The organism is Hyphomonas sp. (assembly GCF_046313975.1).
Classification (GTDB): domain Bacteria; phylum Pseudomonadota; class Alphaproteobacteria; order Caulobacterales; family Hyphomonadaceae; genus Hyphomonas.
Genome location: NZ_JBKBXB010000066.1, coordinates 1 through 10,835, shown reverse-complemented (window position 1 = coordinate 10,835; position 10,835 = coordinate 1). Strand labels below are relative to the sequence as shown.

The 10,835-nt window shown below is 63.8% G+C and carries 11 protein-coding genes and 1 pseudogene; all 12 read right to left on the bottom strand.

Annotated features, from left to right (window positions below):
- Window positions 1–506: 506 nt before the first annotated feature.
- Window positions 507–1,448: a tRNA pseudouridine(55) synthase TruB gene (gene truB / locus ACK4TE_RS15525; protein ID WP_409912444.1), complete on the bottom strand. Its 942-nt coding sequence runs from the start codon at window positions 1,446–1,448 to the stop codon at window positions 507–509.
- Window positions 1,449–1,563: 115 nt separating this feature from the next.
- Window positions 1,564–2,202: a hypothetical protein gene (locus ACK4TE_RS15520; RefSeq protein ID WP_409912443.1), complete on the bottom strand. Its 639-nt coding sequence runs from the start codon at window positions 2,200–2,202 to the stop codon at window positions 1,564–1,566.
- A gap of 91 nt (window positions 2,203–2,293) precedes the next feature.
- The gene (gene rbfA / locus ACK4TE_RS15515; protein WP_409912442.1) at window positions 2,294–2,701 is read right to left on the bottom strand and encodes a 30S ribosome-binding factor RbfA; all 408 of its coding nucleotides are present in this window, start codon (window positions 2,699–2,701) and stop codon (window positions 2,294–2,296) included.
- The gene (locus tag ACK4TE_RS15510) at window positions 2,691–3,227 is read right to left on the bottom strand and encodes a YcxB family protein (protein WP_409912441.1); all 537 of its coding nucleotides are present in this window, start codon (window positions 3,225–3,227) and stop codon (window positions 2,691–2,693) included. Before ACK4TE_RS15510 ends, rbfA begins: the two co-directional genes overlap by 11 nt.
- Window positions 3,228–3,236: 9 nt before the next feature.
- Entirely contained in the window at window positions 3,237–5,792 is a 2,556-nt protein-coding gene (gene infB, locus ACK4TE_RS15505; protein ID WP_409912440.1) for a translation initiation factor IF-2, read from the bottom strand.
- A 54-nt stretch (window positions 5,793–5,846) separates the two neighbouring features.
- The gene (locus tag ACK4TE_RS15500) at window positions 5,847–6,533 is read right to left on the bottom strand and encodes an RNA-binding protein (RefSeq protein WP_409912439.1); all 687 of its coding nucleotides are present in this window, start codon (window positions 6,531–6,533) and stop codon (window positions 5,847–5,849) included.
- Window positions 6,508–8,283: a transcription termination factor NusA gene (gene nusA / locus ACK4TE_RS15495; protein ID WP_409912438.1), complete on the bottom strand. Its 1,776-nt coding sequence runs from the start codon at window positions 8,281–8,283 to the stop codon at window positions 6,508–6,510. The genes ACK4TE_RS15500 and nusA overlap by 26 nt, the downstream gene beginning before the upstream one ends.
- A complete protein-coding gene (gene rimP / locus ACK4TE_RS15490) occupies window positions 8,280–8,879 on the bottom strand; it encodes a ribosome maturation factor RimP (RefSeq protein WP_409912437.1) in 600 nt (199 codons plus the stop codon). The genes nusA and rimP overlap by 4 nt, the downstream gene beginning before the upstream one ends.
- A gap of 192 nt (window positions 8,880–9,071) precedes the next feature.
- Window positions 9,072–9,281, bottom strand: a complete 210-nt coding sequence (locus ACK4TE_RS15485; protein WP_409912436.1) for a cold-shock protein — start codon at window positions 9,279–9,281, stop codon at window positions 9,072–9,074.
- Between the two features lie 185 nt (window positions 9,282–9,466).
- Window positions 9,467–10,165 (bottom strand): tRNA (guanosine(46)-N7)-methyltransferase TrmB, encoded by a 699-nt coding sequence (gene trmB / locus ACK4TE_RS15480; protein ID WP_409912435.1) that lies wholly within the window; start codon window positions 10,163–10,165, stop codon window positions 9,467–9,469.
- A 1-nt stretch (window position 10,166) separates the two neighbouring features.
- Window positions 10,167–10,592, bottom strand: coding sequence for a helix-turn-helix domain-containing protein (locus ACK4TE_RS15475; RefSeq protein ID WP_409912434.1), 426 nt, complete (start codon window positions 10,590–10,592; stop codon window positions 10,167–10,169).
- A 40-nt stretch (window positions 10,593–10,632) separates the two neighbouring features.
- Window positions 10,633–10,835: pseudogene (locus ACK4TE_RS15470) on the bottom strand (apolipoprotein N-acyltransferase); the annotation flags it as partial.

Below are 10,835 nucleotides of genomic sequence, written 5' to 3'. Positions count from 1 at the left end.
CAGCTTCCGGTTCAAGAACAGCTCGGCGCAGAAACCGAAATCGAAAAAGGAGAAGGCATCATCTTGACCCGGAAATGAAACCCGAAAGATAGTCAAAAGGCGGGTCAGTTCTCGATGGAAACCCCGGGTCAGTTCTCAGCAGAAATCAACAGGAGGGGGCCTGCGCCCTCGCCCCACACAACACATCCTAGATTCCATCCGCTCATCCCAGCGAACGCCGGGACCCAGAGGCCGCATCTCGCGCCTTCGCGGAGCTCATCCTGAGCGAAGTCGAAGGATAGAGCGGGCTCGCCATCGCTGCGGCACATGCCCATCCTTCGACTTCGCTCAGGATGGGCTCCGAGAAATCAGAGAGAAAAACCGGCCGGCTCCCCCGCGTCCGGTCACATATGCTGTGCTCACCGCATAGCGCCCCACGAGCAAAGCGAAGGCGCAGGTGCGCTGAGCCTCAAAGGCTCAGCAACAGCACCGAGCACCGAAATAAAAAAAACAGCGCCTGGCAAAACTCAAAAAGCAAACACCCGCACGGGTTCGAAATGCCCGGCGCGCACTTCGCCGAGGGCGACGGCGTCTTCGCCGGTCACGGCCAGCGCCATGCGGTCTTCCTCATCGGCGCGCGTCTCGCGCCACCTTTCGATCACATGCGGCAGCAGCACGATGGAACGGCCCTGGCGCAGATTGCCTGCATCATGCGGCGTGACCTGGAGGTGCGGCATCTCTGTCAGCACCGCCTGCAGCGGGCGCAGCTTTGACATCAATGCCGCGCGGTCTTCCTTCAGTGCGTCAAGGTCCGCAATGGATACAGCCCTCGGCGCATCAAAGGCACCGACCCGTATGCGGCGCAGCTGGCTGATGAACCCCTCCGCCCCCAGATCAAATGCCAGGTCACGCGCCAGCGCACGCACGTAGAAACCCTTGCCGGAAACGACATGGATCACCGTATGATCCGCATCCGGCATACCGATCACCTTCGCGGCATGCACGGTCACTTCGCGCGCTTCAAGCTCGAACGCCTCACCTTCTCGCGCAAGGTCATAGGCCCGCTCACCGGCGACCTTGATGGCGGAATATTTCGGCGGCACCTGCCGGATGGTGCCGACATATTTCACCAGCGCCGCCTCGATTGCCGCGCGCTCCGGACGTAGGTCAGAGGTGGCGACCACCTCACCTTCCGCATCCTGGCTCGCCGTCGAAATGCCCCAGCGGATGGTGAAGACATATTCCTTCTCGGCATCCATCGCCCACTGGACCGTCTTGGTCGCCTCGCCGAGCGCAATCGGGAGAATACCATCCGCCAACGGATCAAGCGTGCCGCCATGGCCCACCTTTTCGGCATTGAACAGGCGTTTGATGATGGCCACCGCCTGGGTCGAGGTCATGTCGACCGGCTTGAACAGGTTCAGCCAGCCGGTCACCGGCTCCCCTTTACGTTTTCTATGGCGGGACACATTCAGCTCCACTTGCTCCGGCGACGCGGTTCGAACGCGGCGACGGTTGGTCTCTTCAGCGCGCCGCATAGCCTTGCCGGACGGCCTGCGTCAATCCTGCAAGCTGCGCTGCAGATCAGTGACCGGCAGGCGGGGCGTCTTCTTCTTCGTCGAAGACGTCATGGGCGGCAATCTCGGCCCGCTCCGGGGCCTGCCGGGGCAAGGCCGTGCCGGCGGCGGCCTTGGGCAGGCGAAGATTGACGATGTCGAGATTGAGATCGAAATCCCCAGTCACGCTGGTATCGCCCGTATCGAGCTTGTAGCGCACGACATCGCGGATCTTGATCAGCACTTCGCGGTTATTGTCGACCAGCGGGATCTGACGTCCGTCCGAGGTGCCGATGATCAGGCGGAAATAGGGATGCTTTTCCTTCAGCCGCGCGGCGATCATCATCGCCCGCACCCCGAGCGCCAGGCCGAGCACCATCAGGGCAACGCCGATGATCAGGGACATGCCGCTGACGGACGGATTGCTGGCCATCACCGGCCACCCGATCAGGCCGACAATGCCGAAAAACAGGAAGGCGACACAGAGCGTCGAGTAAACCGACTGCGTCTTGCGGTTTTCCGGCGTATTCCACGGAAAGAACTCGTGGCGTTCCACCGACATGGTGGCAATCCGGCGGATGGCGATCGTGTCATCGCCAAGCTGCAGCGAAGCGGCGGAGACTTCCCCGAGACGCGCGCCCTCTTCGTCTATCGTCTGTCGTTTCATACGCAAACCCCGGCATTCTGCCCGGACACCCTCTTGGACCCGGAAACTCTCCAGTCAAATGACAAAGCATCAAGGCAGAAACGGGGCAAACCTAGTCTTCGCTGCCGAGATCGCGGCGGACGCGGGGATCTGCAAGCAGCCGGTCGATGGCCGTTGCCTCGTCATAGGACTTGTCGGCGATGAAATTCAGCACCGGCGTGAACTTCAGCTCGATCTCCCGGCCAAGCCGGCCACGCAGGAAGGCGGAGGCCCGGTTCAGCGCCGCGGCAAGCTTTGCGCGGCCTTCTTCGGTATCGTCGCCCAGCGGCGTGACGAAGATGTTGGCATGTTTCAGGTCCGGCGAGCAGCGCACTTCCCCGACCGTGACGAGCACGCCGGCGAGGTCGGGATCCCGGAAATCCTCGCGCGCAATGATCTCGGCGAGCGCATGGCGGACAATCTCGCCTGCGCGCAGCTGGCGTTGGGAAGGCAGTCCGGGTGAAGCAGATTTACGGGCCATTCGGCGTTACTTTCGAGGTCACAAATTCAGTAAAGGCCAAGCTGGCGGCCTTGTCACCGCCAAACCAGTCGTCGGGGATGATCAGGGCATCGGCGCCGTCAATGAAGATCGCCAGGTGGTCCGAGCCCCGGATTGTACGGCGCACGCCTTCCCAGCCGATCCGTGTTTCCACCGGGCCGCGCCGCACCGAAAGCCCCTCCTCGGACGCGGAGACTTCAGTATCGAGACTGCGCTCTGTGCCGCGTCCCGACCGGTGCCGGTATGACCAGCGCATGAAGATCAGGTACCACGCAATGCCCGCCAGGGCGGCCAGCTGCGCCGATGCCATCAGCTGCCAGAACGGCGTAAGGCCAAGTTCGATCATCACCCTCCGGGCGAGGAGCGCGACACTGGCAGACACCACCGGCGCAGTAACACCGGCATAGTAAAGCGCAGTCGGCCCGACAGTGCTGTCACGGCTGATCCGGACGAGCTGCTTCAGGTGGCGGTCCTGCAACCGCCCGGAAATCGTCAGGACACGGCTCATAATCCGAGATTAGGCCAGCGTCCTTGCGATTTCCTCTACCTGGAAGCATTCAATTTTATCGCCGACGCGGATGTCTTCGTAACGCTCGAACGCCATGCCGCATTCCATGCCGGCATTGACCTCGGAGACTTCATCCTTGAAGCGCTTGAGCGTCTTAAGCTTGCCTTCGTGGATAACGACGTTATCGCGCAGGAGGCGCACGCCGCAGCCGCGAAGAACCTTGCCTTCCGAAATCCGGCAGCCGGCAACCTTGCCGACCTTGGTGATGCTGAAGACTTCGAGAATGTCGGCATAGCCGAGGAAGGTCTCGCGCTTCTCCGGTGCCAGCATACCCGAGAGGGTCGACTTCACGTCGTCGATCAGGTCGTAGATCACCGAATAGTAGCGGATCTCGACACCTTCACGCTCCGCAAGGTCGCGCGCCTGCTTGTTGGCGCGGACGTTGAAGGCAAAGATCGGCGCGTTCGACGAGCGCGCAAGCAGCACGTCGGATTCGGAGATTCCGCCGACCGCGCCATGAATGACCTTGGCGCGGACTTCTTCGGTCGAGATTTTGTCGAGCGACATCGAGATCGCCTCGACAGAGCCCTGCACGTCGGCCTTCAGAACCACCGGCAGTTCGCGGGTCTCGACCGCGCCGTCCTTGAGACGGGTCATCAGCTGGTCGAGCGAGGCGCGGGCGGCCGCACCGGCATTGCCGGCAACCTGGCGTTTCGTCCGCACACGGTATTCCGTGATCTCGCGGGCGCGCGATTCGCTGTCGACCACCACGATGGCCTCACCCGGATCGGGCGCGCCGTCGAGGCCGAGCACTTCGACCGGAAGCGATGGACCGGCAGAGTCAAGCTGCTGGCCGCGCTCATCGACGAGCGCGCGCACCTTGCCCCACTGGGCGCCGGCCACGAGAATGTCGCCGCGCTTCAGCGTGCCGCGCTTGACGAGAACGGTGGCCACAGGGCCCCTGCCCTTGTCGAGCTTGGATTCGATCACGACGCCGTCGGCGGAACGGTCCGGATTGGCCTTCAGTTCGAGAACTTCGGCCTGCAGCGAGATCGCGTCCGTCAGCTCGTCGAGACCGAAGCCGGTCTTCGCCGAAACCTTCACGGCCTGCGTCACGCCGCCCATGGATTCGACCTGGATGTCATGCTGCAGAAGGTCTGTCAGCACCTTGTCCGGGTTGGCATCGTGCAGGTCGCATTTGTTGACCGCAACGATGATCGGAACACCGGCGGCCTTTGCGTGATTGATGGATTCAATCGTCTGCGGCATCACCGAGTCGTCTGCAGCGACGACGAGAATGGCAATATCCGTCGCATTGGCGCCGCGGGCCCGCATTGCCGTGAAAGCGGCGTGGCCGGGCGTATCAAGGAACGTAATCCGTTCGCCGGATTTCAGCTGCACCTGGTAGGCGCCGATATGCTGGGTGATGCCGCCGGCTTCACCGGAGGCCACATCCGTCTTGCGCAGGGCGTCGAGCAGCGAGGTCTTGCCGTGGTCAACGTGGCCCATGATGGTCACGATCGGCGGGCGCGGCTGCAGGTCCGCTTCATCATCATCGAGGCCTTCGAGGCCGATCTCGACATCCGATTCCGCAACACGTTTCACCGTGTGGCCAAACTCGGCCGCGATCAGCTCTGCGGTGTCGGCATCGATGATGTCGTTGCCGCGCAGCATCTCGCCCTGCTTGATCATGAATTTCACGACGTCAGCGACGCGCTCGTTCATACGGCCGGCGAGATCCTGAAGGGTGATCGTTTCCGGTAGCGTGACTTCGATCGAGACTTTCTCGCGATCTCCGGCGCCGCCCATCTTGCGTTCGCGTTCGCGCTCGCGGGCGCGTCGCACGGAGGCGAGGGAGCGCTGGCGTTCGGCATCGTCACCGAGCGCCGAGGCGATCGTCAGCTTGCCGCGGCGGCGTTCGCCGGCATCCCGGCCGCGGGCAGCCGCTTCGCGGGCGCGGTCGCCGCGGTCATCTTTCGGGGCCTTGCTGCCGCGCTTGCTGCGGCCAGCATCATCATCTTCCACCGGAACAGCGGCAGCGGGGGCTACAGCGTCCGTACGCGGACGGGCCTTGACCGGACGATCCGTGCGCTCCTTCGGCAGAGCTTCCGCAGCCTTGCGCGCCTCTTCCTCCGCCTTGCGGCGGGATTCGGCTTCCTCCCGTTCGCGGGATTCTTGCTGCTTGCGTTCCTGCTCGGTGCGCAGGCGGTCCTGAGCGGCCTTCTCGCGCTCCTGGTCCTTGGCGCGCACGGCGTCTTCGGCCTTGCGCTGCTCCAGCACCTTCTGGCGCGCCTTCAGCTCATCGACCGTGATCCCGAGTTTCGCAGCGAGCGCCACGAGCTTGGCTTCCATCGATTCCGCAGCAGTCTGTGCCGGCGCCGACGCACCATCAGCCGCGCCGCCCTGTCCGCCAGCCGTGACCGGGCGGAGTTTCTTTTTCGTCTCGACGACGACCTGCTTGGATCGACCGTGGCTGAAACTCTGCTTCACAGTGCCGGAGGTCTTCCGCACGACGGTCAGAGGCTTGCGGCCACCGGAATTGCCAGATTCGTTGTTATCGCTCATTCGTCCTACATATCACTTCTGTGCCGGTACGCCCATGCGTCCAGCGATTGTCCGTTACTGCTCCGGTTCCGGGAACCAGTCGAGTTCAGGGGCCCTGCGAAAGCCGGTGAGACGCCGGTAGGCGATTTCCCAGTTTCCCGCGATGGCCCCCGGGCGGACGAGGCCGTGTATCACACGGTCGCGTCCAAAAGCCATGCCCAATTCCTGCGCAGAGAGCGCACCGGCCACTTTCACGCCGCTATATAGCGCTTTAGCCAGAAAATACACCTTCTTGCGCCCATCCTCGGCGCCGTCCGCCGCCTCGAGCAGGAAGGCCGGAGGCGCGCCTTTCAACGCATCGCGCACCTGGTCATGCCCGGTCACAGCCTGGCCAGCCTTGCGGGCGAGGCCGAGCAGATCAACACACCGCTTCACCAGCAGCGTTTCGACCAGGTCGGCGAGGCGTTCCGGCACCGTTACCGCGGACTTGAAGCCGCGCGCGAAGGCGCCTTTGCGTGCCGCGGTCTCGACATGCTCGCGCTTCGCCGTGATCCACACCCCCCTGCCCGGCAGGCGGCAGGCGACATCGGGCGTCACCACGCCGTCCGGCGAGAGGACAAAACGCACCATCGCGTCCTGCGGCAGGCGCTCCCGCGTCACCGCGCAGAGGCGCTCAGGCGAGGAAGCGTCTTCCTCGCCCGAAACATATCCTTCGATGTCTGCGGTCAGGCGCGGATCACTCTCGGGATGCGGCATCATCATCGCCGCCCTCCGTCTGCAGGTCTGCGAGATCAATGCCGAGCTCTTCGGCAAGCGCCTCTTCATCGTCGTCATCGCTGACCGAGTTGCCAAGCTCGCCAAGGGCCAGGAGGGCGCGCTCTTCTTCCGTCAGCTCGGCTGCCGGCTGATCGCTGCCTGCCTGCTGGGCCATCAGCGCATCCAGCGCCTCAGGCTCGATCCAGCCGGCAATCACGCGCGCCTTCATGACGAACATCTGGGCGTCGTCCTTGCGCATCTCGCCCTTCTTCAGGATGCCCTCGACCCAGACCGGCTTGCCGTCCGGACCCGGCTCGCGATAGCCGGTGATGTCGTCCGGCACGAGACCGGCAACGTCTTCGACCGTCTTGATGCCCTGCTCGCCGAGTTTCACGGCGAAGGCCGGGGTCATGCCTTCGAGGTCCATCACCGCATCCTCGACACCCAGCGCGCGGCGCTTGGCGTCGTTCTCGGCGGCGAGCTGTTCGAGGAAGTCGCGGGCGCGCTCCTGCAGCTCTTCGGCCACGTCCTTGTCGAAGCCTTCGATGGTGATGAAGTCTTCCGGCGCAACGAAAGCGATCTCCTCGACCGTCTCGAAGCCTTCCGAGGCGAGCAGCTGGGCGAGCGTTTCGTCCGCATCCAGAGCTTTCATGAACAGTTCGGTGCGCTCCTGGAATTCCTTCTGGAAGCGTTCCGAATCTGCCGACTCGGTGATCAGGTCGATCTGCCAGCCGGTGAGCTGCGAGGCGAGGCGCACGTTCTGTCCGCGCCGGCCGATGGCGAGCGGGAACTGGTCGTCAGCCACGACAACCTCGACGCGGCGCTCGTCTTCATCGAGCACCACTTTCGAGACTTCTGCCGGCTGCAGCGCGTTCACGATGAAGGTTGCCGCATCATAGCTCCACGGGATGATGTCGATCTTCTCGCCCGAGAGCTCACCGACAACGGCCTGCACGCGCGCACCGCGCATACCGACACAGGCGCCGACGGGGTCGATGGACGAGTCGTTCGAGATGACGCCGATCTTGGCGCGCGAACCAGGGTCACGGGCGCAGGCCTTGATCTGGATGACGCCTTCATAGACTTCCGGAACTTCCTGGGCGAACAGCTTGCGCATGAAGTCCGGCGCGGCGCGCGACAGGAATATCTGAGGGCCCTTCACTTCGCGGCTGACCTTGTAGAGGTAGGCGCGCACGCGGTCGTTCGGCTGGAAGTTCTCGCGCGGGATACCGTCATTGCGGCGGATGATGCCTTCGGCGCGGCCAAGGTCGACGATGACATGGCCATACTCGACGCGCTTGACGATGCCGTTGATGATCTCGCCGACACGGTCCTTGTACTCATTGTACTGACGCTCGCGCTCGGCATCGCGCACTTTCTGCGTGATCACCTGCTTGGCAGTCTGGGCGGCAACGCGGCCGAAATCGAAGGGCGGAAGTTCTTCCTTCAGCTCGCTGCCGATCTCGAGCGACGCGTCGATCTTCTTCGCATCGGCAAGGCGCAGCTGCTTGGCTTCGTCTTCAAAGTTGTCGTCGGAGACAACCGTCTGCACGCGCCACAGCGTCTGCTCGCCGGTCGCGGGATCGATCTTCGCCCGGATGTCATGCTCCTGGCCATACTTTGCCTTGGCGGCTTTCTCGATCGCCTCTTGCATCGCCTCGATGACGATGCGCTGGTCGATCGACTTCTCTTCCGCGACCGCCTTGGCGATCTGCAGGATTTCAAGCCGGTTGGCGGAAACGCCGATGGCGGTCATTGGAGATCTCCTGTCTCTTCTTCCGTGTCGTCTTCAGTCTCGTCGATCTCGAAATCGGCGAGGGTTTCGTCGTCTTCATCCGGCTGCGGCGGAAGGTTCCCGGCGGCGCGCGCGGCGGCGATCAGTTCGTCGGTGAGCACAAGGCTCGCCCGGCTCATTTCATGGACCCCGGCAACGAGTTCGGTCTCGTCATCGAGTTCGATATGTGCGCCGGCCTCGTCCTCGCCGGTGATCGTGCCGGTGAACCGGCGCCGGCCATCAATCGGGCGGGCCAGCTCGACCTTCACGGCATGGCCGATCCAGCGGGCGAAATCGCCGGGGCGGGTCAGCGGCCGGTCGATGCCGGGCGTGGACACTTCCAGCATGTAGGCCTCGGAAATCGGGTCCGCGGCGTCCAGAACCGGCGACATGGCGCGGCTGAGACGCGCGCAATCCTCGACATCCGTCGGCGCCCCCCCTGCCCGCTCGGCCATCACCTGCAGGTGCGGGCGGCGGCCACCCTGAACGCGCAGACGCACGATTTCCATGCCGAGGCCTTCCGCGACGGGGCGGATCAGGTCCAGCAGGCGGCGTTCCTGTTCTGTCAGGGCGATCATGCGAGGCGGGGCAATTCCAGATAAAGAAAAACGGCGGACCCGTTCCCGGACCCGCCGCCGATATGTTTCGACTTGGCGGCTAGATAGTCGCGAAAAGGCTCCCTGTCGAGGGGGCATGTGTGGCCAGAAGAAAACAGCGGCCGGGAGGGTTTCCCAGCCGCTGCTTACTGACCCCTTGGAAGGGGCGACCCCTTAGAGGATCTTCAGGTCTACTGCCGAGGTCTTGCCGCGGCGCTCGTCCTTGTAGAGCTCGTAAGAGATTGCCTGGTTCTCGGCGAGGGTGCGCAGACCCGACCGTTCGACCGCAGAGATGTGAACGAAGACGTCAGCGCCGCCCTCATCCGGCTTGATGAAGCCGAAACCCTTTTGGTCGTTGAACCACTTAACTTTTCCGGTTGCCATGCAGGCCTTCCTTTACCGTATTCCGGCCGCGGCGGACGCGGGATGCGCCATACCGGTGCCTATCGAAAGCGGAGGAGGGAAAGTCATTGCCGTCGGTCTGACGGGGTCTTGATATTCAGACCGACCGGTTTCGATGGCACACAAGTGCTCACAAAACGCCCGAAAGGTCAAGGAAATCTGCAGTTTCAGCTTCGGACGAAGTCGAACCAGACCGGGGCGCAATCGCCGAGTTTCTTGGTTTCATAACGGGTGGTGACATGATCTGCAGGCGGACGGCGCCAGTCATCAGCCCGTTCGGCCGTCCAGCGGAAGCCGCCATGACCCAGGAAGGCGAGCAATGCTTCGTCGGCATAGGAGGCGACATCCGTGGCAAAGCGAACGGGCGCGCCGGGCGCAAGCACCCGGTGCAGGGCGACCAGGAAAGCCGGCTGTACCAGACGGCGTTTCTGCTGGCGCCGCTTCGGCCAGGGATCCGGGAACAGGATGAAGGCCCGGTCAATCGAGCCCGGCTCAAAGGCATCCAGCAGGATGCGCGCATCCTCCGGCCACAGACGGACATTGCCGAGCCCGTAATCCTCGATCCCCGCCAGCGCCTTGGCGACGCCTTCAATGAAGGGCTCGCAGCCGATGAAGCCGGTCTGCGGATGCTGGCGCGCCTGGTGGATCAGATGCTCGCCACCGCCGAAACCGATCTCGAGCCAGACGCCGGCCTTGCCGGGAAACATCGCCCGCGGATCAAGCGCGCCTTCGGGCGCCGGAATCCGGTATGCGCCGAGCCCGGTCTCGAGCAGCGCCTGCTGGCGCGGGGACAAAGGGCGGCCACCGGTGCGGCCGAAGCTGCGGATCGGACGCGCTTTCAGGGATTCCTTGTCGGGGCCGGGCATGTCAGTCCTGGCTGCTGGAGCGGCCATCAAAGGCTGAGGCTGCAGCCCGCACCGTATTGAGCAGCGACTTGCGGAGCGAGATGTCTTCGATCTTCTGGAACGCGGCGATCAGCTCCAGCGTTTCCGGCGTCATCACCGGGGCATGGGGCTCGTCTTCGTCTTCCGCAAACTCTGCCTGCTCGGCTTCGAGGAACTCTTCCGCGCCTTCGAAGAAATAGCTGATCGGCACACCGAGCACACCGGCGATCTCGTACAGCCGGCCGGCCGAGACGCGGTTCACGCCCTTCTCGTATTTCTGCACCTGCTGAAAGGTGAGATCCAGAATCTCCCCGAGACGTTCCTGGGTCAGCTTCAGTTCGCGCCGGCGCCAGCGAATCCTCTGGCCGACAACCCGGTCTATGCCGCTCGGAAGTTTGCTGTCCGTCATCCGTCTCCCCGGTCACCCATTCTGGGGGGTGCCACTGCCCTTACCGTCTCCAGCCAAGGAAGGCCAGTAGCGCGAAGAGGCAGAGGCTGAACCAGAAGAGGCCGGCGCCGAGCCGTGTCTGGTAGATGGTGACGGGCGCCGGTTCCGGAATCCGGTCGCGGCCATAGGTGGTGGACCAGCCCTCGGGCGCGGTTTCGGCCGGCGCCGTGCGCATGCGTTCGCGGCCATACCCGTCGACGATAC

Coding starts and splice junctions, on each gene's coding strand:
- ACK4TE_RS15520 (WP_409912443.1), bottom strand. CDS start 2,202: ATGAAACGACAGACGATAGACGAAGAGGGCGCGCGTCTCGGGGAAGTC.
- rbfA (WP_409912442.1), bottom strand. CDS start 2,701: ATGGCCCGTAAATCTGCTTCACCCGGACTGCCTTCCCAACGCCAGCTG.
- ACK4TE_RS15510 (WP_409912441.1), bottom strand. CDS start 3,227: ATGAGCCGTGTCCTGACGATTTCCGGGCGGTTGCAGGACCGCCACCTG.
- infB (WP_409912440.1), bottom strand. CDS start 5,792: ATGAGCGATAACAACGAATCTGGCAATTCCGGTGGCCGCAAGCCTCTG.
- ACK4TE_RS15500 (WP_409912439.1), bottom strand. CDS start 6,533: ATGATGATGCCGCATCCCGAGAGTGATCCGCGCCTGACCGCAGACATC.
- nusA (WP_409912438.1), bottom strand. CDS start 8,283: ATGACCGCCATCGGCGTTTCCGCCAACCGGCTTGAAATCCTGCAGATC.
- rimP (WP_409912437.1), bottom strand. CDS start 8,879: ATGATCGCCCTGACAGAACAGGAACGCCGCCTGCTGGACCTGATCCGC.
- ACK4TE_RS15485 (WP_409912436.1), bottom strand. CDS start 9,281: ATGGCAACCGGAAAAGTTAAGTGGTTCAACGACCAAAAGGGTTTCGGC.
- trmB (WP_409912435.1), bottom strand. CDS start 10,165: ATGCCCGGCCCCGACAAGGAATCCCTGAAAGCGCGTCCGATCCGCAGC.
- ACK4TE_RS15475 (WP_409912434.1), bottom strand. CDS start 10,592: ATGACGGACAGCAAACTTCCGAGCGGCATAGACCGGGTTGTCGGCCAG.